The organism is Agrobacterium sp. CCNWLW155, from assembly GCF_036888815.1.
Taxonomy (GTDB): domain Bacteria; phylum Pseudomonadota; class Alphaproteobacteria; order Rhizobiales; family Rhizobiaceae; genus Agrobacterium; species Agrobacterium radiobacter.
In genome coordinates, this window is record NZ_JBAKFW010000006.1 from 99,090 (window position 1) to 123,541 (window position 24,452).

Sequence of the window (24,452 nt, forward strand, 5' to 3'; positions counted from 1 at the left end):
AAACGAAACGATCACGTATATGTGTAGTGATGGATTTCGCTTTTTTCATGTTGCCTTCGCATATCTGCGACGCCACCGATCCGGCATTGACGCCAAATAGATCGAAGATCGGAGAGTGTCAATGTCCTGAACTTGTCGTCATTCCCGTTTCCAGCCAGTTTCTGGGGACACTCTTGATCCCGTGCACTTGGCTCACTAAGCTACCAGGATATGTCGTCGTCCGGTTCTTAGATGGTGCTTTAACTGGCCTAGATTATCAGTGATCGGGTCAAGATTCAGCACCTTTAGCTTGTAGTACTAGGTTTTTATTTTTGAGTAAAAATGTGCCCCTGAAAAGAAAACAATCCAAAATCTCAAAATTTCGTTCGTGAAGAAAATTGAGAACTGAAACAGCCGTGCTTTCACCTCCACGCTCTGGTCCAGCGTCCACCGCAACGTACTCAACTCGATGAATATTATCTGCAGCGCCCTGGAGCACCTCAGGTTCCATACCCTCCGCCTCTACCTTCAGAAGACGAATGAACGGCTCCTTGATAAAAGTGGAAGCAATCGTATCAAATTTTAACGTCTTAACCTTTATTTCATTCGTGGCGTTTTGTGGCTTGAAAAGGCTCGAGTCCGCTTCACTAGTTGCCAAAAAGAATGATTGTATCTCCTCAGTATTGCTAAGCGCGCACTCGAAAACTTGCTGAGTCGACACGTTCCTTTTCAAGGCTGCAAATGCGACAGGATCTGGTTCAAACCCAAAATACCGAGCACCACGTTCGGTCGCCCATATTCCAAATTCACCGTTGTTAGCTCCTACGTCAACGATTACATCGCCCGGACGCAAAATCGTTTCCTCTATCCGATAATCCCATAACAGTTGCCGGATCCTTGAATCCAACCCGTTTTTATAAAGATTCAATCGACGCTCATGTGCTACGAACACCTTATGTGCGGGAAGCAGATTGCTGTAAACCCCATCTACATTCTTAAAGTGCAGTCCAGCCTGCTCGTCGAAACCAGATCCTTCAAACGGGTCGTCGGTTGTTTGAACCTCTTCTTCGCTGATCGCGCTCCTGGGAGGAGAACTTTCTATTGGTAATTTAGCCCAAAGTCGCCTTAGTATTCTCATATCTTCACCATTTACTAAATTGCTTTAACGCTGCCCTGAATTTTGTCTTAACATCGGATAAAGAGAGCGCGTTCTTCGCAGTTGGAACCGCCTCCTGTTCCTTGGCAGTACCGTAGCCAACATAATATCGATCCGGACGTTTGTATCCCTCAATAGGCCATCTATGAACGGGGGAGTGAAGTATTTCTTCTTTTCTTATGAAGATTAAATCATCTTTAAGTTGTGAGACGGCGAGGGGCATCGTTAACTGATCGCGTCGTGAGTATCGCAGCACGAAGGCAAACCATTGCTCCATTACTTCAACACACAACGGCGACATATGTCGACGGGCAAGGAATCCGCCCCATAACGGCCTCGATGATAGAGTGTCAATGTACCGGGCTTCGATCAAATCGTGTAACTCCGAAAGAATGTGCGGGTGTTCGATGCCAGCGGCACGCACTGCGTCAAATTCATCCGACAAGGTCTCTCTAAAACTATGCCAGAAACAACCAAGAACTATACGATCATCGGGAACTAGGTATTGCCACACTTCCTCCGCAGACGCTGTCAAGCGGACACTAGGATCGACATATATCGATCTTTGGTAAGATTGAAGATAACGATGTGGTCTGAGTTTCTGCTCTCGCGAACTGCGCGGCAGGTCAACTGGAAGAATGGGATCGCATCGTATTAACTCCCAACCGTTACAATAAAGATTAGGTTGGTCAGTAAAGCAAAAGTAATCGGCCTCAGGATCTTGATTTACTGGTGGAAGCACATAGCCGTCGCCAATGATTACGGTGTATATTGCAATTTTATCTCTGGTCATTGTAAGTCCGATGTAATTATTGGACAACTTCAGTAATCAAGTGAAAAGTGGGTTCCTAGAGAAAAATGTCACGATTAGGGTCTCGCTTTGCGGCGCTCCGCGCGGCCCTTTTGCTGAAATTAGGAAGCTTCCTTGAAGTGGCGCCGGAGATTTTGCTCATAAAGAAGTAAGTTAGATAGTGACCTAGCCCAACGAGCGGAGTTTTTCTTGCCGCCATTAAATGGCTTTTAACAGCCTCAAGCTGATTTTTAGTGATATGCATATCATCTATTAAGGAAGAAATTTGTCTCCGACATTCCTCTGTGGCTTGGCGCTCACTCGCAAGCGAGGCTTTCCAGATATCTAACTGCTCATCACTATTTTTTTTTTGGGAGAAAGCCTCTCCAGCCATTTGAAAGTAATTTTCTATGAGCGCGCGGGAATCCTCAGTTGCAATTAAAGACAAAAATGGTGCCAAAGCGTCCGGGATATGCTTGCCCCAAAAAAGCACACCTAGCCCGTGCTCATAAGGGAAATTGATTGAAGGGTGTTCAGAAGCAATTTCAGCCCAAAATCGCCAAACTCCGAAATCCCTTTCTCTGACCTCTGTGTCATGTAACAAAACGACTGCGCGATCAGATAATTTTGGGACCCAAGAAATAAAGTCTTCTTTCACATCGTCGTAAAAATGTCGGCCATCTATATGTAGAATATCTACTGACTTATCTTCGATATCTTCAAGGGCTTGCGCAAACGTCTTTCTAAGCAAAGTGCTGAAAGAGGCATATTTTCTATTCTCCTCAACTACTTTTGAATAAACACTCTCATCGTAGTATCCGGCGTGCTCATCGCCAGCCCACGTATCTACAGCAAAACAGTCCGAAGAAACTTCGCTGACCGCCACCGCTTGACAAAAACTAAAGTATGAAAACCCGTAATGGGTACCTAATTCGACGATACGTCTGGGTCTCATCGTGCGAATTAACCACATCGAGAAAGGCCCATGCCGCAGCCACGCAGTCATCGGCCTGTAGTTTGGCACATCTAAGTGTAGATCTATCAACTTCATTTTATTTCAAGCCCATATTTGCGCAGGATTCTCAACATATCGACAATATGATTCCTCAGCCCTCTTTCCCAAACCGTTTCACTTGGGGTGCGGGGGCCTAAAGAGGCGACCGTTGGCTTATAAGAAAGCGGCCTCCCATTCTCCACGTCGTCGCATCTACACAATTTCGCCCTCCGTCGGTTCCACCTCCCTCGGGCAGGTTGACTTGACACTCGGGTGTCTTTTTCCGCGAAAGTCACATGCGTACACGGCGAATGCTGATGTTTGATCATTGATGTTCTATCTGCCTTCGACGATTTTGGTGATAAGCCGCCCAAAAAACATATTGTATATTTTGATTCTCCTCGAGCGCCATAGCATCCGTCGGTAGACCTTCTTTTTCAGCTTTGTCGACCTTCTTATTACTTGTATGTACTCGTCCATAATCGCGATAAGCTCTTCGCGATGGGCACGCATTTTTTTTTCTTGTTTGCTACTAGGACAGCGTACAGCCCGCCGTGCCTCCCCAATCACCAGTTTAGTGAATCGTGGATGGATGAGGTCTCTGACGAAAAAGCGATTCTTATCTTTATCATCGGGAAAAAGTGCGCAGAGTTTTTTTATGTATTTCAGCCGACTGCGACTCATTCGAATGCTGTAGGAAGTGCTGTCTGTATTGATACACCAAACGGTCACCGGCTCATCTATGAACTTGTTGGTGTAACCACGTCGGAACATCCTCAGAAAAAGATCATCATCCTCATAACCAGTGAACTGCGGATCGAACCCTCCTACGTCTTCAAACGCCTCCCGGCCGATCAGCGACGCCGACGGGAGTACAAACATGTCATTCCCGATCAGATCCGTTATGTGTCGTTTGGGATGGGAACTGTGGTGGGCCACCATTTCAGTGCGGCTAATATTACCATCTCCATCCGCTTCCATTAGATCCGCGTAAACCCACCCGAAATGTAGATCGTTGGGACTGACACCTCGCACAAGGGTTTCGATATGATGTTTAAGAAAGAAATCATCCTGGTCAAGAAAACAGATGTATTTCGACTTCGTGTTCTCAACACCAAAGTTGCGAGCGGAACCTTGCCCGCCATTTTCTTTCCGCAGTACGGTAAAACCGATTTCTCGAGCAATTTCTAAGAGATTTTGATGCTCTTCTTCGGTCGACCCATCGTCAACGACCACAAACTCGTTAGGCCTCATGGTCTGGTTGATCACGCTTAACGCAGATCTCCTGATGAATTTTGACCCGTTATAAAAGGGGATGATGACGGCGACGGTTATCTCGCTGTCTTTCTTTTCAAGCGGGGCACTCATCTAGACTCCAATCACAATTAACGACATCCGCTGATATACTCGCCTTCTCGCCCTGTAAACTATAGAAAGTCAGAGGTTATGTACGTCGATAGGACTTCTGTGGTTGCCGCCCGTTAACCGTCATGCGCGCGCCAGCAATTTCTGGCGCCTGTCCGCGCACAGGTCTCATCATCCCAAGGATCGAATTGAAGACCTGCTGCCCTGGAACTGGACGCAGCAAACACTCGATGCAAGGCCGCCTGATGGCGCGCTCGAAGTTCATCTACACACTCAGCCAAGTCGCCGGCATGATCGGAGAGAACCTCGAACTGATCGAAGAGGTGACCGCAAACTCGGACAACATCTCCGAGGGCGAACTGGTTTACGTCAGTGATGGTAGTGAAGATGGCACCAAGTGTCTAACTGAGAATGGCATCGAAGAACTTCAAAGCCTACTTGCCGACATCAGGACGTGGGACGGCGGTATCCGTGAGTTCCTCATCGACACATAGTGCGATCCTGAAATAATCGACCGCATCATGGCCGATGAGATGAAACGCGGCCTATAGATTCCATCTCTCGACCTGCCAAAAATGCGTTCGCAGGACGCCCACGCGATATGGGTCCTGATCAACAAGACGAGTGGTGTCAGCAAAGCGGATACGCGGCCGACCCAGTCGGCCATCACGGATCCGGAGATGTCTATCCCCAGCGGGTCGTACATCTCGGACAGCCGGTAGAGGGGATGTGATCGTCGAATTTGGCGATCATGATATGGGCGAGCAATCCCGGCCCGGGCTTGCCGCTTACTGTCTAGGCTCATCACTGCCCAACAGTTCTCTAGCCAGCGCTAGAGTTGAGACGGCAAGATCCCGATCTGCCGCGCCACTGCCGACATGTTCACACCGGGCTGACAGGCATACTCAACCGCTGTGGCCTTGAATTCGTCGGACCAAAACCGCCGCTTGCGAAGGCTTCTTCGGCCGGTTGAAAACGGAACTCTTCTATCCACGCGACTGGAAGGCCATCACGATCGAACAGTTCGTCGAAGAAGTGGATGCCTACATCCGCTGGTACAATGAGAAGCGCATTAAGATATCGCTGGGATCGCTCAGCCCGGTCGAGTATCGTAAGAGCCTCGGCCTTAAATTATGAAGCAGTCCAACTTTTTATCCGCATCCCCACCGGCTCAGTTCTGCGCGGAAACCAACACTGGAGATGTCTTTATCCCTGTCTCGATACCCAACGCGTTCGTAAGCGGATGGATGCCAGTGCCAGCGGAAAGCACGACTATGTCTGCTTCAACTTTCTTGTCGCCGACCCAGACGCCAGAGACCCTGCCATTCTCGGTCTCAATGGCAGTGACGGTCACCCCAAAGCGAACTTTGCCTCGGGCGTCAGATGCGGCAGCAACCAAGTCTTGAGCAAGTTTCTGCGGATCAAGCGCGAGATCGTCCGGGGCGAACGGGGCCAGATCAGGAACTTGACGGAGATTAGGCTCCAAAACCCGTAAGGCGTCATGCTTGAGCAATTCGACCCGTTCACCTGCTCTTTGATGAAGTTCCGCAAACCGCTCGGTGTCTTGCGGCGTCTCCTTCCACAGCAACGAACCACGACGTACTGACGCGAATGTTGATGGGAACGTGGCGATTAGTTTTCGATATCCAGCGGTGGCTTGCTGCCAGAGGGCATAGCTTCTGTCCCCGGGTGTTCCATTTATGACATTTATCCAACCAAATGCCCTACCTGTAACGCCCGCACCAGCCATTCGCTTTCCATCGAGAAGAAGAACGTCCGCACCATCCATAGACAGATTGTATGTTATCGCCGAACTGATGATACCAGCGCCAATTACGATTATGCGCGGCCTATGTTGCGTACGGAAGAAACCTCGAGATGACCGATGAGGAAGATTGCTAGGTCACCACTATGACAACGGCATGAAAGATAGGGCATTACCTAACAGGCGCGTTGATGTTGGGTTTTTGCTGTTGCGCGAAACGAACATTAAGCTTTCGTCCGCTCTTGGCGCATTCTTACCATCAATGTAGTAGCGGCATTTTCGGAATGACCAATCGAGCTTGGCCAATGTGCCAGGAAAACACCGCGTACATTCAGAGAACTCGTATGTTCGAAATACCCTACTCAGGATCAGCCGCGCCAGATGGGGTCTCCTTGCCGCTTACTAATGAACGGGAATGGCACTCAATCGCAAGAACGCACTCTTTGCGGGACACGATTCCGGGGCCGGGAATTGGGCGACTATCGCCTCGCTCGTCGAAACCTGCAAGCTCAATTCGGTTGATCCGTTTGCCTGTTTGACCGCGACACTCACAGCCATTGTAAGTGGTCACAGCCAGAGCCGGATCGGATCGACGAGCTGCTCCCTTGGGAATTCAACAGGACCGTCAAGCCAGCCGCTTGACGGGTTCAACTCCACTGGCATACTCGTCGAAGTGATGTGGAAGCTTGGACGTGAGCCATGATCGAAGACGACGAGCCCAATTTGGTGACCTCTGGTAAAAGCAAGAGGATCGTCGTTGATGGCTATCCCTTCTCTATCGACATCTTCCGGCTGGAAACCGATACGACGTGGACGCTTGAAGTGATCGATCACCAAAACACCAGCCACGTCTGGGACGATCAATTCGAATCCGACACAGAGGCTCGGGACGTCGCAGTCAAAACCATCGAGGCAGAGGGTGCCCTTGCGTTCATGCGCGGCAACAATGTCATTCCCTTCCGTCAAGGGTAAATCGGCGTGTCCTTAAAACGGCGCTTACATTGAACTTTCACCCAGCGGCGATAGACTTTGGGCCCGTTAGTTGGAAGTGAACAGTTCGCTGCTCTTAATGTTCCAGATGCGCCATGTTCGCGCCAAGCTCACGTTGGATCCGCCGAGTGTCGATTTTGCTGTTGCGGTCTATACAACGCCTGTGCTTCATTCCTGATTTCCTCCCCGGCGGATCCCGCAATCCGCTCGATTAGCCTCAAAGTCATTTCGGCGCTACCAACCGATAACCAAAGCGGAGATTTTTTTAGGAACTGAAATCCGCGAGCAGTAGAATAACTAGGTAACGTATATACGCTAGCACGGCGCGATACGGCAGTAAGAACTAGAGATATTCGGTCAGATCGCCCTTCGCTGGTTATTGGGTCTTTTTGCAGAACAGTAGATTGGATTGCCTCAAGTCCTTCATCGTCGGGAATAACAAGTTCTCGAGCAATTTTATCTATTTCCTCATTGCTGCATTTCTGGAGCTCCTGATCCAAATTATTTACTTCGTAAGTAGCTCCATGGGAGAAGCCATTCCTTATCGCCCATTGGGATAGTCCAATCTCACCTCGACGGACGGTTCGAGTCTTGTCGCTGCTTATATTGAGCCTCCTCCAAAATCGCACAAAAGCGGCATTCTGGATGATCGTTCTGTTAAAACCGAGCGCGTACGATGCATAATGGAAGTTTCTGTGACCGGTGTTATAGTTCCAATTGATTTTCCGGAATTCGTGAGGGTCCACACGGGGCATAGCATAGTTCGATGTGGCGGCCACGAAGTCTTTATCTAGGGCACGTGCTTGCTCGAACCAACTGCTTTGCTGTGGTACCAACCAGACTGAATCGTTCAGTAGCCACAATCGCTCTAGCGTTCCAAAATCACGGCTTAAGTCAAGAATTCCGTCGCGGTAACCTCCAAAATCGTATCCTACGTTTGGCCGTTCAATTATACGCGAGGTGTAATTCCGTAATAACTTCCGATCGGTATCCGACAGCGGTAGATTCGAAACTACTACAGGTGTGATTCCTTCACGTAACATTTCTTTCAGCATAGTGAGGTGCGAATTTTGAACACCATCGACGGGAAATATCAGATAGATACCTGCTTCGGTGCCTAATGAGACCCCTCCAGAAGTGCGTTTGATGGCGCGCGCGCCGACGAAGTCGTACCATCTTCGTACGACGATTAATTTAAATATTTCTGTTGGCGACCGAAGCAATTGGAGGCCAATTCTTACGAGCTCGCGGCGAATTTTCCGCCAGTAAAGTCTGTTCATAACCATAACGTCTATTTTTGGGAGGGCGGACCACTTCTCATGTTTTTTTATGATGAGAAATATCCCGCTATTCTTGTGTGTTTTGCCGCCGCAGCATTGCCATAGCTCCCGACAACATGCCTAATGCTTTAGATCTTCGCCTTTTAGAGATTATATTTGAAGGGGAGAGGAGAAGTAATAAGGACTGGACGACTGTCGACAACACCGGAAAGGGCCTGCCGTGCTTCTTTCCCACGTAGACTCTTGACATTGCCAAATGGCGTGCTTTGAAATAAGCGATCTCCGGTGAGCGAACAGAAGAACGCCCCGAGCCATGAAACACGTGAGAACCTACTATATAGAATAAGGGGCCAAATCTGCGCAATCTGATAGATAAGTCATCGTCCTCATGATAGAGGAAGATATTCTTGTCAAAGCCCCCCACTAGGTCAAAATTTCGCTTTGATACTAGTAGGGCGGCGCCTGATAACACAGGGACTTCTCTATCGGTTTTCGGCCAACCTCTTTTCATCCACAGAGTACGGGGTAGGAGATAGGAGCGTCGTTTGAAATAGTTCTTTCCGTTGTCGTTGGAAATGCGTGGATTAAATGCCGAACCATCTGGATGATTCTCGACTCCCTCTAGCAAAGCATTGAGCGCGCGCTCTCCCAATCTAGCGTCGGGATTTAAGAACAACAGCAGCGGAGTGGTTGCATATTTCGCCCCCTCGTTGCAACCTTGACCAAATCCATGATTTGACGTGAGCCTGATTATTTTGACACTGCGCTCTTTGGAGACTGTTTCGAATGTATTTGTATATCCGTTGTCAACCAAGATTATAGGTGTACTTTCAGGTACAGAAGCAATCATGCCTGCAATCACCGCGTCGCTATGATAGCAAACTGACACAACTGTTACATCCGAAAGATTGTATATTGTCAAGTTGAGGGGTGCTCTGCTATGGTCGATGCGGCGTTTATACATCATTGCGAGTGAATGAACTGAACTCACAAAGCGCTAGCCCGAAAAAATTAGGCTAGCGACAATATGCCGCTAGTCAACGTGAACCTTGAGTTGACACTTGAGGACGTCTCTGCATATTAGAAATCATCTAACATCGTGGACTGCTTCGATCAAGTGCTTTGACTTAAAAACCCTATTCTCCTCCGGAGTGTGTCGTGTGGTCTGGGCGACTATTGTTGTTTAAGTGGTCACGCCGACCTTAAAAGTTAGTCGCGCGCGAGCTTCCTCAAATATACACCGTAATCCCCCTTTCCGGCACTCTCAGCTAGATCGACGAATTTTGATTTGTCGATGAATCTTTTACCCAAAGCAATCTCCTCCGGGCAGGCAATCTTGAACCCTTGCCGTTTTTCCAGCGTCCGCACGAATTCGCCCGCTTCTAGTAGGCTGTCTGGGGTTCCGGTATCGAGCCAAGCATAGCCGCGCCCCATGATCGAAACTTTTAGTTTGCCCCGCTCGAGATAAATACGGTTTACATCCGTGATCTCATATTCTCCTCGTGCCGATGGTTTTAGATTAGCGGCAATGTTCACCACATCGGCGTCATAAAAATAAAGACCTGTCACAGCCCAGTTGGACTTGGGAGCCAAGGGCTTTTCCTCGATGGAAAGCGCGCGCATTTGATCATCGAATTCAACCACACCGTATCTTTCCGGATCGTTCACCTGATAGGCAAAGACGGTTGCTCCATCAACAATATCCGTGCCACCTTCCAACAGCTCCGGTAATCCGTGGCCGTAGTAAATATTGTCGCCAAGGATCAAGCAGGAAGGGGAGCCATCGATAAAATCCGCGCCAATCATATAGGCTTGCGCGAGTCCGTCGGGGCTCGGCTGCACCGCGTACTTGATCGAAAGACCCCATTGCGAACCATCTTTCAGCAGGTTTTGAAAAAGGGGCATATCGTGCGGTGTCGAGATAATAAGAATCTCACTAATGCCGGCGAGCATCAGTGTGGTCAGCGGGTAGTAGATCATCGGCTTGTCATAGACCGGCAGAATTTGCTTCGAGACCGCCAATGTCATCGGATGCAGGCGCGTGCCGCTGCCTCCGGCCAGAATGATGCCCTTCATGGCGTTTCCTTTTTGCTCTGCGCAAGAGCGGTGACGACCGCGCGCGTTGATGTTTGCCAGTTCGGCAGCCTTATGCCGTAAACTGCTTCCAGCTTGCTGCAATCAAGCCGCGAGTTTGCCGGACGCCGAGCTGGTGTAGGGTATTGCGCAGTTGTGATGTCGTTGACGATCATCGACTTCCCGCCGTTTTCTTCAGAAAATGCGAATATCTGTTTTGCGAAATTCGCCCAGTTCGTTTCACCGGTTCCGGAAAGATGAAAAACTCCACGAAGACGGGGCGAGGAATCTTCCACGAGTTTCCTTGCGATTGCTACGATAGCGGTAGCGATATCGTTGGCCGAAGTAGGGCATCCAAACTGGTCCGCAACCACATTGATCTCGTTGCGGTTCTCGCTCAGCCGGAGCATGGTCTTCACGAAGTTGTTGCCGTATTCTGAATAGACCCATGCGGTTCGCAGAACGGCGTAATTGCCGCTAGCCTCCGAAACGGCTTGTTCACCTTCGAGCTTCGAGCGACCGTAGATGGAAGTAGGGCCTGTCGGATCACTTTCGACATAGGCGGTGGCCTTGGCGCCGTCGAAAACATAATCCGTAGAAAGATGAATGACGGGAATGCCGATGTCACTTGTCGCTTGCGCGACGGCCCTTGCTCCGTCCCGATTAACGGCAAAAGCGATGTCCGGCTCACTTTCTGCCTTGTCGACAGCGGTATAGGCGGCAGCCGATACCACGGCATCGGGTTTTACCTCTCGTAGCGCCTTCAAAACAGTTTCAGGCTGCGCAAGGTCGAGTTCCGGTCGACCTAGAGCCACGATCTCCAGCTCGGCGCTCGCCAGCGCCTGAAGGGCGCTGACGACCTGACCATTTTTGCCGGTAACTGCCAGCCGCATCCGCTCAGCCCTTTGTCAGAACGCCGAGGCGCTCTCCGGCATAAACTCCCTCGCGAAGCGGCTGCCACCACCACTCATTGTCGAGGTACCATTGCACGGTCTTGCGGATGCCCGTCGCAAAATTTTCCTGTGCTTTCCAGCCGAGTTCGGTTTCCAGCTTCGTGGCGTCAATGGCGTAGCGCGCATCGTGACCAGGGCGATCCGTGACGTATTTGATGAGCTCGGCATAGGGTTTGGATTGCGGGCGCAGCTCGTCGAGAATGGAGCAGATGCAGTTCACCACATCGATATTCTTCTGTTCGTTTCTGCCGCCGACATTGTACTTCTCGCCGGCAAGGCCCTTTTGAACGATGAGCCACAGGGCACGGGCATGGTCTTCCACATAAAGCCAGTCGCGGATGTTCGCGCCGTTTCCATAGACCGGCAGCGGTTTGCCCTCCAGCGCGTTGAGAATTATCAGCGGAATGAGCTTTTCCGGGAAATGGAATGGCCCGTAATTGTTGGAGCAGTTGGAAATGACGACCGGAAGGCCGTATGTGCGTTGCCAGGCTGTGGCGAGATGATCGCTTGCGGCTTTGGAGGCGGAGTATGGCGATGAAGGGTCGTAAGGGGTTGTCTCTTCGAAAAGACCATAGTCCCCGAGCGAGCCGTATACCTCGTCGGTTGACACGTGGAGCATGCGGAAATTCGCCTTGGCGTCGTCGGCAAGGCCGCTCCAATATTGCCGTGCTGCCTCCAGCATCGTGAACGTGCCGTTGATATTGGTCTGAATAAAATCAGCGGCGCCGGTTATGGAGCGATCGACATGGCTTTCGGCGGCGAGATGCATCACGTAGTCCGGCTGGAATGTCGCGAACGCGTCATTCATCGCGACCCGGTCACATATGTCGGCCTGAAGAAAGCGGTGATTGGGTGCATTTTCGATTGGCTTGAGGGACGCCAGATTTCCTGCATATGTCAGTTTGTCGATAGTGAGAACATCCGCGCCGATCTCGCTCACAAGATAACGTACGAGGGCAGAGCCGATAAATCCGGCGCCGCCGGTAACTAGAACGCGCATCATCAGTTCCCAGTGCTTTGGTAAGTGAAATACTCAGGCAATTCCGACAGAAGCGGTTGCTTGGCATCCTTCTCGGAAAGAAGGCAACCTTCCAGCTTCGGCCATTTGATGCCAATGGCTGGATCATCCCATTTAACGCCTCGGTCGTGGGCGGCACTATAGGGCGCCGTGACTTTGTACGAGATGACCGTGTCGGCAACGAGCGTCATAAAGCCGTGGGCAAATCCCGCCGGAACCCACAGCTGCTCGCCATTTTCGGGGGAGAGCTCAACAGCCGCCCATTGTCCGAAGGTGGGCGATCCTGTTCTGATATCCACCGCGACATCCAGCAGTCTTCCCCGAATGCAACGAACGAGCTTGCCCTGTGCAAAAGGTTCTGTCTGGAAATGAAGCCCTCGTACCGTCCCTGCTTGTGCTGACAGGGATTCATTATCTTGGACGAATTCCGCATTCGCGACATTCTCACGAAACCACTCGCGCTTGAAAACCTCGCTGAAGTAACCTCTGCTGTCGCCGAAGCGCGCCGGTGTTATCTTCTTCACGCCCGATATCGGGAATGCTTCTAGTTGCATTGCGCGGATCCTGTCTGGTCTGTCTACTGAGGGTGATATGGCTTTATCGGCCGGGACAGTCAATAACGCTTTATTGATCTTCCGCACAAGAGCAGCAGGCTTTTCATCGAACAGTACGCCGGAGCTTCAGGGCCACCTGGTGTTTTTTTGCACTGAAGTTAACGAAGCCCTCGCCAAATTCTTCCTGTTCCCCACCCTCGAGACGTGAAAACCTGTGTTGCTTTCAGGCCACGTTGATCGTGATCCGATGGCGAATTGAATGACTCGCTTATACTGACATGCGGTCGCGCTCTTATTTTCACATCGTCCGCCGTCGCGCTTCCACGTCAATCGGGGCCTCCTGCGCGCTGCGTTCCGAGACGGTTGCCAAAACCGGTGATTGGACATCGTTTTGAAGATTACGGCAGGATCGCCGGTTTGAATCGGGGGCTTGAGGCGTAGACGCGCCGGACGTCTTGCGGGTCTAGCCGCCGGTGACCCAGCAGTAAGGGGTCATCAGCGACAGGCTGTCCTTGGCGGGTCGCAGTGACATGGAATAGCCGGGGCTCTTCCTTCAGTTCCTGCGCGTCGGGAAGCGGCAGTTTGCTTGGTTGCTGGTAGGATCGGGCGGATAAAGCGTCACCTCGGTCAGAAAACGTTCGCGCCGAGAGTAACAGCCGGCGTTCTGCTTGAGTTGCAGCAAAATGACCTTGTAGGTGTCCGCACCTTCGTGGATACGCTCGGTCGTTATGGCGGCGAAATATTGCCAGCCATTTCTCGGGTTATGCCCGGCAGGGCCGAAACCGGTGGCCTAGTCACGCGAGTCACTTGTTTTCATGCAAGACCGGTCTCTGCTGTCCCACGTAATAGGGATTACTGTCGCTAGGTGTGATTTTTAGCGGCCAAGAGGTGTTGCCAGCCTAACGCCCACTCCCTTGCCACCGGACTCTTCTATGAATTCTACGCCGGAGGCTTCAAAAGTAGCGCGCACGGCATTTATTGTGGAGGATTTTAATGCCTCTCCTCTTTCCAAACGCGCCACGGTATCAGGAGAAATTTTGGCCTCTTTCGCCAAATCTCTTGTTCCCCATCCCAGAGCTGCTCGAGCCATTTTGCATTGGATAAAGTTCATTTCGTAACGCTGATACGATTTCTGTTGAATAAGGTAGCGACTTCCGTTATCGTATCAATGATACGAAAACCGCATTTCAAGAAATGACCAAAATCAAGCTTAAGGGAGCTCGGATCATGGATGATTCTGAGAATAGCAGATCTTCGTCTATTGTAACACGACGCAAAGTGCTTTCTGTGTCCGCAGCCTTGCTGGCGTCGCAGGTTGACGTATCTGATGAAGCTGGGGGAACGAAGACGCCGCTTGCTTCAGAGGCTGATTATCGAGTGATCGATCTTTGGCGGAAATGGCTTGCGGCACATGACGAAACTCAACGCTTTTGTAAGTTACAACAAGGCCTTGAAAATAAGATGGTGGCCGCTGTCGGATTCCCGCAGGTCAAAATCGCAGTGCCGGGCAGGGCAGTAACAGTCTGTGTTACGAGTCAGGAGGAAATTGATCGGATATACGGCGACGCTCCTGAGAATCAAACCATTAGAGCTCAGGCACTAACTGCCCTTCGCGAGCGGGAGGAGGCTTGGGATCGTTTGGATGAGGCTTGGGGTTACAGTCGCGCTCAGAAGGCCGAGATACGGTCTGACCGCCTTGAAATGGAGCTGGCGAAAGCATTGTGGGCTGAGCCTGCGATATCGATTGCCGGAGCTATTGCAAAACTGCATTCCATTCTCCTCACCGGAGAGCAGCAGGGCCTGCCGGATGAATTCCCATGGTTGGAACTCCGTATGGTTCTTGATAACCTGTCAAAAAATGCGTTGTCTGAGTGAAGGTGGCTAGCCTGCCTGAGTTTCTATTACCATGCCTCTCGGCACGTAGATTTAGAAAAGCCGTAGGTGCTTCCCTAAACAAAGTCGGGCTTGACCTACGGACAACAAGTGAAAACAAGATCGACGGTCAGGTCATTTATATTTTTGATTGGGGCCTCGGCGTTATAGCTTATGCGGATGAGCTTTGCAGGTACTTCTTTCAAAGTCATGCCATCGCTGCGGGTATCTCAGTCCATTCGCAAGCGCGCCGCTGCAAAACGAGAAGCGACTCGCCAAGAGGCTGCTGCGGTCACTGAGGCGTTCTCGATATACGAACTTATTTTGTGCCGAAGCAAGTCGTGCAGACGTTCAGACCGAACGCATAAAAATATTCGTCAGTCCTGAATGTCACTGGCCACTCGTTGCGCTTAAGGTCTGCCGTCGAAGTCTTTGACGCATAGGGCTCTATGCATCACTAACTATTTCCACATCGCCCGCATCCGTGCACCGACATCGATGCGGATTTGCTGCGCGCTACGCTCCGAAGCTGCGGCTGAAACCTGTGGCCAGGTCATCGTTTCGAAGAATTGCAGCAGGGTTGCCGGTATGAAGCGGGTTCTTGCGGCGTAAACATGCCGGTCACCCTGCTGGTTCTGCCCGCCGGTGAAGAAGCGTTGTGGCGTGATCAGTGACAGGCTGTCCTTTGCGCGCGTCATGGCGACATAAAGCAGCCGGCGTTCCTCCTCCAGTTCCTGGGTGGTGCCGACCCCGAGGTCGGAGGGAATGCAGCCATCGACCACATTCAGGATGAAGACGGAACGCCATTCCTGGCCTTTTGCCGAATGGATGGTCGACAGGCTGAGATAGTCCTCGTCGAGCAGCGGCATGCCGGCCTGATCGCTGGTGGCGTCGGGTGGATCGAGTGTCAGCTCGGTCAGAAAACGTTCGCGTGAGGGGTAGCCGCCGGCAATCTGCTCGAGTTGCAGCAGATCTGCCTTGCGGGTGTCGGCGTCCTCATGGATGCGTTCGAGATGGGGTTCGTACCACAGCCGTGCCTGCCCGATTTCGCCCGGCCAGCCATTCGGGACCTGCCGCAGGCCCACCAGCATCTGCGTGAAGGTCGTCCAGTCATCGCCGGTCTTCGGCGGCGGAATTTCGGCAAGGGCAAGCAGCGGCTCGGGGTCTGTCGCGATCGCATCGAGAATATTGCCGGCCTTCTTTGGTCCGATGCCGGGCAGCATCTGCAGCAGCCGGAAACCGGCGACGCGGTCGCGCGGGTTCTGCGCGAAGCGCAGCACGGCCAGCATGTCCTTCACATGGGCGCTGTCGAGGAATTTCAGGCCGCCAAATTTGACGAAGGGGATGTTGCGGCGGGTCAGTTCCACCTCGAGCGGCCCGCTATGGCTGGAGGTGCGAAACAGCACGGCCTGCTGTTTCAGCGTCATGCCGGTTTCGCGGTTGGCGAGAATCTGGTCGATGATGAAGTTTGCCTGTTCGGTTTCGTCCTTCACCGTCACGAGCTTCGGGCGCTCCAGTGACTCCCGCTCGGTCCAGAGGTTCTTGGTGAACCGCTCCCGCGCCAGATCGATCACGCCGTTGGCGGCCGCAAGGATCGGCTGCGTCGAGCGATAGTTGCGATCGAGCGTGATGATGTCGGCCGCCGGGCTGAAGGAAGCCGGAAAATCAAGGATGTTTCGCACTGTCGCCGCCCGGAACGAATAGATCGACTGCGCGTCGTCGCCCACCACGGTCAAACCGCGGCCGCCGGGTTTGAGCGCCATCAGCACCGAAGCCTGCAGCCGGTTGGTATCCTGATATTCGTCGACCATGACATGGTCGAAGCGGTTGCCGATATCATCAGCCAGAATGGGGTCGCTGACCATCTGGGCCCAATAGAGCAGAAGATCGTCGTAATCGAGCACGTTCTGGACCTGTTTTGCCTCCACATAGGCTGCAAACAGTGCCTTAAGTTCGCTCTCCCAATTGGCGACCCAGGGATAATGCTGGCGCAATATCTCCTTGAGCGGCGTCTGGGAATTCACCGCACGCGAATAGATGGCAAGACACGTGCCTTTTGTCGGAAAGCGGCTTTCGGTCTTGGAAAAACCCAGCTCGTGCCGGGCGAGGTTCATCAGGTCGGCGCTGTCTTCGCGGTCGTGGATGGTGAAATCGATGTTGAGCCCGATTTGCTCGGCATAGATGCGCAACAGGCGGGCGCCGATGCCGTGAAAGGTGCCTGACCACGCGAGCGCGTCGGTGAGAGCCCCCGAATTGCCGCCGAGGACGTGTTTGCAGATACGCTCCACGCGGCGCGACATTTCCGTGGCGGCACGCCGCGAAAACGTCATCAGCAGAATACGGCGGGGATCGGCGCCATTCACGATCAGATGTGCGACACGGTGGGCCAGCGTGTTGGTCTTGCCCGAACCGGCCCCGGCGATGATCAGCAGAGGCCCGGCCGTGTGGCCGTCTGTCAGCCCAACGCCATGCTCCACTGCCTTGCGCTGCTGTTCGTTGAGCTTTTCCAGATAGGCAACCGCCATGCGAACAATCCTTGATACCTGCCTGTCCCCATGGTGAGGACATCTTCAGAGATGGCAGTCGTCGGAATCGCCGGCCATTGTCTGCCCTGTTGTCGCAATGATTAGCAAAGACTCAAACACCAATCCAGAACAAATGCTGAACGCGTTTTTCCCGTCGTTTAAACACGGTCGGTGGTGAGATTTATCGTTCCGAAAGGTCGCTTGCAGTTCGTCGGTGGCTGCTGGTTGCCGGGCGTGCCCGATCCCGCAATCGCAAATCAGATTACGCATGAGGAAATAACGGTATTATTATGAAATATATGAATATTCTCAATTTGTTTCAGTGCATTTTCGCATTCTGCAGCGAAACCTTTGAACCAACCCGGTGATCCGCGAGTTCAATGATCGCGCCTCGGGAGGAGGCGCGTTTTGGGAGGGCCAGACCATGAAGCATCTGAAACTTTGCCTGATCGCTGTCGCCGCAATCGCTGCCTCGACTTTTGCCCAGGCCGAACAGAAGGCGATGAAATCCGATGTCACCATCGCCTCTGATATCAACTATCTGCTCTACACGCCCAAGGACTACGCCAGTTCGGATAAGACCTATCCTCTTGTCGTCTGGCTGCATGGCGGCGATCAGGGCGGCGGCGACATCGAAAAGCTGCGCCGCAGCGGCCTGCCGAAACTGATTGAAGAAGGCCGCGATTTTCCTTTTCTGGTGTTCTCGCCGCAAAATCCGAGTGAGGAATTGCTCTATCCGATCGAGCGCGTGGCGAGTGTTCTTCAGGCGGTGGTGGCCGATCATCGGGTGGATCGCGAGCGCATCTATCTGATTGGTTATAGCCGGGGAGGGTTCGGTGCATGGTCGATGGCCGCGCAGTTTCCTGAAACTTTTGCCGCGGTTGTTCCGATCGCCGGCGGCGGTATCCGGCATTACCTCAATCGAACGAATGAAAGGGTAGCCTTCTGGGCCTTTCATGGCGCAAATGACGCTGTGATTCCGCTGTCCGACACGGTGCTCCTTGTGCAACGCCTTCAGGAACTGAAACGAAATGTCCGGCTCACCGTATTCGAAGATACGGACCATGAAGCGGTCGAAGGGAAAGTGCTGAAGGACGAGGCGATGTGGACCTGGTTGCTTGAACAGAAGCTCACCGGTGAGAAAGCACCTGCGGGTCCGTGAATCCGGGCTGATCGCTATTTTACGGCTGTTATAGCCGATTCCACCAGTGCCGCCGCCGCGGGGCGGGCTTTTTGTCACAACCCCGTGGCCTCCCTCAGCAAGTGCATCTTTATCGCTTGACTCGGTGCCCACAAATCGTGCTAATGCGCATTAGCAGCTAATACGTATTAGCAACGATCGGATGTCGGGGAGGGCATCGCGTGACCAATCATAAACGTCTCACGCAAAACGACATCGCCAAGCTTGCCGGCGTCAGTCAGGCAACGGTATCGCTTGTTCTGAATGGCGCACCGGCCGCGATTGCGCGCATCCCGGCTGAAACCCGCGAACGGGTACAGGCGGTCATTCGCCAGACAGGTTATGTCGCCGACCCGATCGCACGGCGAATGGCCAAGGGGCTGAACCGCATCCTCGGCGTTTTCACCTACGAGCCGGCTTTCCCGAGCGCGCAGGCCGACTTCTTCACGCCGTTCCTGCTGGGTATCGAGGAAGAGGCGCAGCAGCAGGCCTATGATCTTCTGCTGCTGACCAGCGCCGGCGTCGGCAATAACCGCAAGATTTTTTCGGAAGGCAACAGGCTCAGGATCGCCGATGGCTGTCTGGTTCTCGGTCGCGAATTCGACCGTAAGGAACTCGCCCGGCTGGTCTCGGAAGACTATCCTTTCGTGGCCATTGGCCGACGGGAAGATGCTGGTGGGCCGGTTCCTTATGTGGGCGGCGACTATGCCGCGGGAACACGGCAGCTCGTCGAGGACGCCAGAGCGCTGGGGCACTCGACGCTCGCTTATATCGGCCCCGATGGCCCGGCGGAATCGATCGCTGACCGCTGGCGTGGTTTCAGTGCGGCGCTCGGTGATGCAGCCACGCTTGCCCTTCATATCAAGGCCGTCAACCGGCCGGCCGACAAGATCCTCGATGCCATCCTTGAAAGCGGGGCGACGGCAGCCTTCTTCATAGAGCTGGCCGATGCCGTGCGTGTCGAAACCCTGGCAAGGGCGCGCGGGCTTGCCGTGCCCGAGGCTTTTTCGATGATCGTGCTTGGCAGCCATATCAGGGCCGCACGCAGCCCGGTGCGCTTCACCTCCTATGAAATTCCCCGAGAGGAAATGGGCCGGCAGGCGACTGCCATGCTGGTCAACCGCATCGAGACCGGCAGTCCGGGTAGCCAGATCCTTCTCAAATGTGAACCCGTCAGAGGGGAAACATTGGGCCCGGCCCCGGCAGCCTCCGCAAACAAGTCCCCAGTCAACAAAACGGATGTGACGACGTGAAAGACATGCAAGCAGATATTCTCGTGGTTGGTGGCGGCGTTGGCGGCGTGGCGGCGGCACTGGCTGCCGCACGGGTCGGAAAGCGCGTTATCATGACCGAGGAATATGACTGGATCGGCGGGCAATTGACCAGTCAGGCCGTTCCGTCGGACGAGCATACATGGGTCGAGCAATTCGGCATCACCCGCTCTTACCGGGCGTTGCGCAACGGTGTGCGGCAATATTATCGTGACCATTATCCGCTGACGGATGGCGCACGGGCCTGGGGCGATCTCAATCCGGGTGGCGGATGGGTGAGCCGCATCTGCGCCGAGCCGCGCGTCAGCCTCGCCGTCATGGAAAGCATGCTGATGCCCTATATCGGCGCCGGCCACCTGACGGTGCTCAAGCCCTGGCGCCCGGTCGCGGCCGATGTGGAGGGCGACAGGGTTCGCTCAGTAACCGTCCGTCATCGCGACAGCGGCGCTGAAATCGTCATTTCCGCCGATTACATCCTCGACGCCACCGAACTCGGCGATCTGTTGCCGATGACGGGCACGGAATACGCCAAGGGTTTCGAGGCGCAGTCGGACACGGGTGAACCCAGCGCGCCGGCCGAAGCCCAGCCGGACAATGTGCAGGCCGTATCGATCTGCTTTGCCATCGATCATGTCGACGGTGACCAGACGATCGACAAGCCTGACAATTACGATTACTGGCGCTCGTACCAGCCGCATTTCTGGGGCGGGCCGCTCCTCGGTTTCACCGCGCCGCATCCGCGCACGCTTGAGCACACCACCCGATCCTTCACGCCAAATCCCGATGACGATCCCCTGCTGGTCGATGCCGACCAGCGCAAGGGCGGCGGCGATGAAAACCTCTGGATTTTCCGCCGCATTGCGGCGCGGAAGAACTTTACGCCCGGTTTCTACAAGTCCGACATCTGCCTCGTGAACTGGCCGATGATCGACTATATGGACGGCACGATTATCGATGTGTCGGAAGAGGAAAAGGCGCGGCATCTGAAGGCGGCGGCGGACCTTTCCTATTCGGTCTTCTACTGGCTGCAGACGGAAGCGCCGCGTCTTGATGGCGGGCAGGGTTTCCGCGGGCTGCGGCTGAGAGGCGATATCACCGGCACCGAACATGGCCTCGCCATGGCGCCCTATATTCGTGAAAGCCGCCGCATCAAGCCGGTCACGCGCATCGTCGAGCAGGACCTTTCCCACACGGTTCGCGGTGACAAAGGCGCGGTGCGATATCGCGACAGCATCGGTATCGGCATGTATCGCATCGATCTGCATCCATCGACCGGCGGCGACAATTACATTGACGTGCCTTCCTGCCCCTTCGAGATTCCGCTCGGCGCGCTGATCCCTGAACGCGTGAAGAACCTCATTCCAGCTGGCAAGAATATTGGCACGACGCATATCACCAACGGTTGCTACCGGCTGCATCCGGTCGAATGGAATATCGGCGAAGTGGCTGGAATGCTTGCGGCCCACTGCCTGGAAAAAGGTCTCACACCGCATCAGGTGCAGGAAGACGATGACCATCTTCATGCCTTCCAGACGGCGCTGATCCGCGAAGGCATCGAAATACGCTGGCCGGACATAGCGGCCTATTAGGACGGCGGACTGCCGTTCGATCGAACCCATCTTTGGAGGAGGACTGGGAATGAACAATCATTGGAAAATGCAATCCACCGCCTGCGCGCTGGCCCTCATCGGCTCGTTTGCGCTCGCAGGAGCCGCAGCGGCGCAGGATGCGATCAAGCTGCGCATGACAATCTGGAGCGCCAACGAGGCGCATCTGAAGCTGTTCAACGACATCGCGGTGGGCTTCAAGAAGGATCATCCAAACGTCAGCGTGACCTATGAGTCCCTGCCTTTCGACACCTATACGACTGCGCTCACGACCCAGATTGCGGGCGGCAATGCGCCTGACATGGCCTGGATTTTCGAGACCTCGGCCTATGATTTCGTCAAATCCGGTGCGCTCTACCCGCTCACCGATACGCTGAAGGCCGCGCCGGGCTATAATCTCGAGGAAGTCAGCGCCGGCGCCACGGAACGCTGGTCGCAGGATGGCAAGCTCTTTGCCTATCCGTTCTCGACCTCACCCTTTGCCGTCTTCGTCAATAATGATCTCATCAAGGCCGCAGGCGCCAAGACGCCGGCGGACATGATCGCTGCCGGCGAATGGACATGGGAGAACGCCATCGCCACGGCCTCTGCCGTCGCAAAAGCCGGCAAGGGCGGGCTTGTCGTCCGTGATTTCAATTACCAGAGCTGGCAATATCTCACCTCGGTGTGGAACGGCTGGGGTGCTTCCCCCTGGAGCGCTGACGGTGCAACCTGCACCATGGCGGAAAAGCCGATGGCGGATGCCGTCTCGTTCATCCACGACGCCATCTTCGAGAAGAAGGCCATGCCCGGTCCGGGCGAGACGGTCGATTTCTTTGCCGGTAATGCGGCCATGACCATAACCCAGATCAGCCGTGCCTCGCTTCTGCCGAAGGACAAGCCTTTCGGCTGGGACCTCGTGCCGCTGCCCAAGGGGCCGGCTGGCGAATATGCCTTGATCGGCCAGGCGGGCATCGGCGTCATGCAGTCCGGCAAGAATGCCGAGACTGCAGCCGAGTTCGTCGCCTACATGACCAATCCGGAAAATTCCGCCAAGCTCAGCCAGTTCTTTCCCTCGGCGCGCAAGTCGCTGCTGAATGCGGAGGTGTTGAAAAAGACCAATCCGTTGCTCAGTCAGGAGCAGATCGAAAAGGTCGTCATATCAGGCATCGCCACCGGCAAGGTCATGCCCGGCCATACCGGCTTTGCCCAGATCCAGCAGATCGTGCGCTCGAACCTCGACGCCGTCTGGCGGCCGGAGGCCGATGTCGCGGGCGCGCTTCAAAAAATCTGCGGCCAGATAGGGCCGCTCCTGAAGCGCTGAGGAGAAAGCCATGGCTGTCGCGCAGGAAGTTACCCGTCGTCCAGATCGCCCGGTATCGGCGTTCTGGACCATCGCGCGGCGCGACAGCCTCGCTGGCTTTCTGTTCATCGCCCCGCAACTGATCGGGATCGTCATCTTCGTGCTGATCCCGCTCGGGCTGGTGTTCTGGTATTCGCTGCATGAGTGGAATGTGCTCGCCAATACCTTCACCTATACCGGTACGCAGAACTACCGGATGTTGATGGAGGACGGCAATCTTCGTGAGGTGCTGGGCGCGACCGCGATCTTCTCCGCCGGACTTGTCGTGTTCAACCTGTCGCTGGCGCTGCTGCTTGCCGTACTGCTCAACCAGAAACTTGCCGGTATTGCGATCTTCAGAACCCTGTTTTTCTCGCCGGTGGTCGTTTCGCTGGTAGCCTGGACGATTGTCTGGGGCTTCCTCTTGCAGAAAAATGGCGGCATCAACGGCATGTTGCTGATGATCGGCATCGAGGGGCCCAACTGGCTGCGCGAGGAGACGGCAGCGATGATTTCTGTCATCGTCGTGCAGGTCTTCAAGAATGTCGGGCTCAACATGATCCTGTTTCTGGCGGCGCTCCAGGGCGTGCCGAAGGAACTCTACGAGGCGGCCCGCATCGACGGTGCGCCCGCCTTCAAGCAGTTTCGTCGCATCACCCTGCCGCTGATCAGCCCGACGATCCTGTTGACCTCGATCATCACCATCGTCGGCTCGCTGCAGGTGTTTGCGCAGATTGCGGTTCTCACCCAGGGCGGGCCGGGTCTCTCGACCACGGTGCTGGTTTATTACCTCTATCAGCAGGCCTTCCAGTTCCATTTCTTCGGTTATGGCTCGACGCTTTCCATCCTGCTGTTCCTGATCGTCGCAGTATTGACCTTCGCCCAGTGGCAGATGCGCAAGAGGATCGTCTTTTATGAAAGCTGACCTTTCCCCCCGCATGCAGGTGGCGCTTTACGGGCTGTTGTGTGTGCTGCTGATCCCGTTCGTTTTCCCGACCTGGTGGATGGTGACATCATCGATCAAGCCGATCAGCGACATCTTCGCCTTCCCGCCGCAGTTCTTTCCCCAAAACCAGGATTGGACGACCTACTCGAAGGTATTCGAGTTGCAGCCCTTCGTGCGGCAATACTGGAACTCCGCCTATATTGCTGCTGTCGTGACGATTGGCACGATGATTGTCTCCTCCATGGCAGGATATGCCTTCGCACGGATCCGGTTTCCGGGTGCCAATCTGATCTTCATGATCGTGCTGCTTGGCCTGCTCATCCCCTCGGAAGTGACGATCGTGCCGCTGTTCCAGATGTTCCTGAAGGCCGGCATGGTCAACACCCACTGGCCGTTGATCCTTGTTCCGATCTTCGGCGCGCCAAGTGTCTTCGCCACCTTCGTCATGCGGCAGTTTTTTGTCACACTGCCGGGCGAGCTTGAGGAAGCGGCGCGTGTCGACGGCCTCGGGCGTTTCAAGATTTTCCGCAAGATTGCGCTGCCGCTGGCAAAACCGGCGCTGGCGTCGGTCGCGATCTTCACCTTCCTGCATTCGTGGAACCTGTTCCTCGAACCGATCGTCTTTCTTTCCAGCGCCGAGATGTTCACGCTGCCGCAGGCGCTGACCCAATATACCGACGCCTATGGCGGGCCGATGTGGAACATCCAGCTTGCCGCAGCGACGCTCACCGCGCTGCCCGTGCTCATCGTCTTCGTGATTGCCCAGAAGCAGTTCGTCGAAGGCCTCGCCCATACCGGCCTCAAGGGCTGAAG

The 24,452-nt window shown here is 54.2% G+C and carries 23 protein-coding genes and 3 pseudogenes; 11 read left to right on the forward strand and 15 right to left on the reverse strand.

All coding sequences use genetic code 11. The features are described from left to right. Positions 1-268: 268 nt before the first annotated feature. The 4 genes from V6S97_RS18620 to V6S97_RS18635 all read right to left on the reverse strand — a co-directional run bounded on the left by V6S97_RS18620 (position 269) and on the right by V6S97_RS18635 (position 4,287). Positions 269-1,117: an FkbM family methyltransferase gene (locus V6S97_RS18620; RefSeq protein WP_334427611.1), complete on the reverse strand. Its 849-nt coding sequence runs from the start codon at positions 1,115-1,117 to the stop codon at positions 269-271. A gap of 4 nt (positions 1,118-1,121) precedes the next feature. After that, positions 1,122-1,928: a hypothetical protein gene (locus V6S97_RS18625; RefSeq protein WP_334427612.1), complete on the reverse strand. Its 807-nt coding sequence runs from the start codon at positions 1,926-1,928 to the stop codon at positions 1,122-1,124. A gap of 55 nt (positions 1,929-1,983) precedes the next feature. Then, complete coding sequence (locus V6S97_RS18630) at positions 1,984-2,976, reverse strand: class I SAM-dependent methyltransferase (RefSeq protein WP_334427613.1); 993 nt, start codon at positions 2,974-2,976, stop codon at positions 1,984-1,986. 279 nt (positions 2,977-3,255) lie between these two features. Next, a complete protein-coding gene (locus V6S97_RS18635; RefSeq protein WP_334427614.1) occupies positions 3,256-4,287 on the reverse strand; it encodes a glycosyltransferase family 2 protein in 1,032 nt (343 codons plus the stop codon). 242 nt (positions 4,288-4,529) lie between these two features. Between V6S97_RS18635 and V6S97_RS18640 the strand changes: the two genes are divergently transcribed. Further along, positions 4,530-4,778 (forward strand): hypothetical protein, encoded by a 249-nt coding sequence (locus V6S97_RS18640; RefSeq protein ID WP_334427655.1) that lies wholly within the window; start codon positions 4,530-4,532, stop codon positions 4,776-4,778. A gap of 101 nt (positions 4,779-4,879) precedes the next feature. Here the strand turns inward: V6S97_RS18640 and V6S97_RS18645 are convergent. Together V6S97_RS18645 and V6S97_RS29205 are read right to left on the reverse strand one after the other, a co-directional pair. After that, positions 4,880-5,070: pseudogene (locus V6S97_RS18645) on the reverse strand (IS66 family transposase); the annotation flags it as partial. Between the two features lie 46 nt (positions 5,071-5,116). Then, positions 5,117-5,278, reverse strand: coding sequence for a transposase (locus V6S97_RS29205; RefSeq protein WP_442886074.1), 162 nt, complete (start codon positions 5,276-5,278; stop codon positions 5,117-5,119). Here V6S97_RS29205 and V6S97_RS18650 point away from each other — a divergent pair. Then, positions 5,227-5,421 (forward strand): annotated as a pseudogene (locus tag V6S97_RS18650) (IS3 family transposase); the annotation flags it as partial. The gene V6S97_RS29205 and the pseudogene V6S97_RS18650 overlap by 52 nt on opposite strands. A gap of 34 nt (positions 5,422-5,455) precedes the next feature. Here the strand turns inward: V6S97_RS18650 and V6S97_RS18655 are convergent. Next, positions 5,456-6,127: an NAD(P)/FAD-dependent oxidoreductase gene (locus V6S97_RS18655; protein ID WP_334427656.1), complete on the reverse strand. Its 672-nt coding sequence runs from the start codon at positions 6,125-6,127 to the stop codon at positions 5,456-5,458. A 337-nt stretch (positions 6,128-6,464) separates the two neighbouring features. On the opposite strand from V6S97_RS18655, the pseudogene V6S97_RS18660 reads away from it, so the two are divergent. Together V6S97_RS18660 and V6S97_RS18665 are read left to right on the forward strand one after the other, a co-directional pair. After that, a pseudogene (locus V6S97_RS18660) lies at positions 6,465-6,691 on the forward strand (transposase domain-containing protein); the annotation flags it as partial. 57 nt (positions 6,692-6,748) lie between these two features. Continuing rightward, on the forward strand, positions 6,749-7,021 hold the full coding sequence (locus tag V6S97_RS18665; RefSeq protein ID WP_334427615.1) for a hypothetical protein: 273 nt from the start codon (positions 6,749-6,751) through the stop codon (positions 7,019-7,021). A gap of 128 nt (positions 7,022-7,149) precedes the next feature. Here the strand turns inward: V6S97_RS18665 and V6S97_RS18670 are convergent, their stop codons facing one another. The 7 genes from V6S97_RS18670 to V6S97_RS18700 all read right to left on the reverse strand — a co-directional run bounded on the left by V6S97_RS18670 (position 7,150) and on the right by V6S97_RS18700 (position 13,971). After that, positions 7,150-8,319, reverse strand: coding sequence for a rhamnan synthesis F family protein (locus V6S97_RS18670; protein WP_334427616.1), 1,170 nt, complete (start codon positions 8,317-8,319; stop codon positions 7,150-7,152). A 67-nt stretch (positions 8,320-8,386) separates the two neighbouring features. Next, positions 8,387-9,286: a glycosyltransferase family 2 protein gene (locus tag V6S97_RS18675; protein ID WP_334427657.1), complete on the reverse strand. Its 900-nt coding sequence runs from the start codon at positions 9,284-9,286 to the stop codon at positions 8,387-8,389. A gap of 242 nt (positions 9,287-9,528) precedes the next feature. Further along, positions 9,529-10,395 (reverse strand): glucose-1-phosphate thymidylyltransferase RfbA, encoded by an 867-nt coding sequence (gene rfbA, locus V6S97_RS18680; RefSeq protein ID WP_334427617.1) that lies wholly within the window; start codon positions 10,393-10,395, stop codon positions 9,529-9,531. Next, a complete protein-coding gene (gene rfbD / locus V6S97_RS18685) occupies positions 10,392-11,285 on the reverse strand; it encodes a dTDP-4-dehydrorhamnose reductase (RefSeq protein ID WP_334427618.1) in 894 nt (297 codons plus the stop codon). The genes rfbA and rfbD overlap by 4 nt, the downstream gene beginning before the upstream one ends. 4 nt (positions 11,286-11,289) lie before the next feature. Next, on the reverse strand, positions 11,290-12,345 hold the full coding sequence (gene rfbB / locus V6S97_RS18690) for a dTDP-glucose 4,6-dehydratase (RefSeq protein ID WP_334427619.1): 1,056 nt from the start codon (positions 12,343-12,345) through the stop codon (positions 11,290-11,292). Between the two features lie 2 nt (positions 12,346-12,347). Next, positions 12,348-12,917 carry a dTDP-4-dehydrorhamnose 3,5-epimerase gene (gene rfbC, locus V6S97_RS18695; RefSeq protein ID WP_334427620.1) on the reverse strand — a complete coding sequence of 190 codons (570 nt, stop codon included), beginning with the start codon at positions 12,915-12,917 and terminating at the stop codon, positions 12,348-12,350. Between the two features lie 874 nt (positions 12,918-13,791). Further along, positions 13,792-13,971, reverse strand: a complete 180-nt coding sequence (locus V6S97_RS18700; RefSeq protein WP_442886075.1) for a transcriptional regulator — start codon at positions 13,969-13,971, stop codon at positions 13,792-13,794. A 173-nt stretch (positions 13,972-14,144) separates the two neighbouring features. Between V6S97_RS18700 and V6S97_RS18705 the strand changes: the two genes are divergently transcribed. Continuing rightward, positions 14,145-14,792, forward strand: a complete 648-nt coding sequence (locus V6S97_RS18705) for a hypothetical protein (protein ID WP_334427622.1) — start codon at positions 14,145-14,147, stop codon at positions 14,790-14,792. Positions 14,793-15,250: 458 nt separating this feature from the next. On the opposite strand, the gene V6S97_RS18710 is transcribed toward V6S97_RS18705, so the two are convergent. Further along, entirely contained in the window at positions 15,251-17,314 is a 2,064-nt protein-coding gene (locus V6S97_RS18710) for an ATP-dependent helicase (RefSeq protein ID WP_334427623.1), read from the reverse strand. 424 nt (positions 17,315-17,738) lie between these two features. Here V6S97_RS18710 and V6S97_RS18715 point away from each other — a divergent pair, with 424 nt between their 5' ends. The 6 genes from V6S97_RS18715 to V6S97_RS18740 all read left to right on the forward strand — a co-directional run bounded on the left by V6S97_RS18715 (position 17,739) and on the right by V6S97_RS18740 (position 24,450). Continuing rightward, the gene (locus V6S97_RS18715) at positions 17,739-18,476 is read left to right on the forward strand and encodes a PHB depolymerase family esterase (RefSeq protein ID WP_107676827.1); all 738 of its coding nucleotides are present in this window, start codon (positions 17,739-17,741) and stop codon (positions 18,474-18,476) included. Between the two features lie 200 nt (positions 18,477-18,676). Continuing rightward, entirely contained in the window at positions 18,677-19,747 is a 1,071-nt protein-coding gene (locus V6S97_RS18720; RefSeq protein WP_174070977.1) for a LacI family DNA-binding transcriptional regulator, read from the forward strand. Between the two features lie 5 nt (positions 19,748-19,752). After that, positions 19,753-21,354: an FAD-dependent oxidoreductase gene (locus V6S97_RS18725; protein ID WP_112950964.1), complete on the forward strand. Its 1,602-nt coding sequence runs from the start codon at positions 19,753-19,755 to the stop codon at positions 21,352-21,354. A 49-nt stretch (positions 21,355-21,403) separates the two neighbouring features. Continuing rightward, positions 21,404-22,675 carry an ABC transporter substrate-binding protein gene (locus V6S97_RS18730; protein WP_111781573.1) on the forward strand — a complete coding sequence of 424 codons (1,272 nt, stop codon included), beginning with the start codon at positions 21,404-21,406 and terminating at the stop codon, positions 22,673-22,675. A gap of 10 nt (positions 22,676-22,685) precedes the next feature. Next, on the forward strand, positions 22,686-23,618 hold the full coding sequence (locus V6S97_RS18735) for a carbohydrate ABC transporter permease (RefSeq protein WP_112950965.1): 933 nt from the start codon (positions 22,686-22,688) through the stop codon (positions 23,616-23,618). Then, positions 23,608-24,450: a carbohydrate ABC transporter permease gene (locus V6S97_RS18740; protein ID WP_087746935.1), complete on the forward strand. Its 843-nt coding sequence runs from the start codon at positions 23,608-23,610 to the stop codon at positions 24,448-24,450. Before V6S97_RS18735 ends, V6S97_RS18740 begins: the two co-directional genes overlap by 11 nt. Positions 24,451-24,452 lie beyond the last annotated feature (2 nt).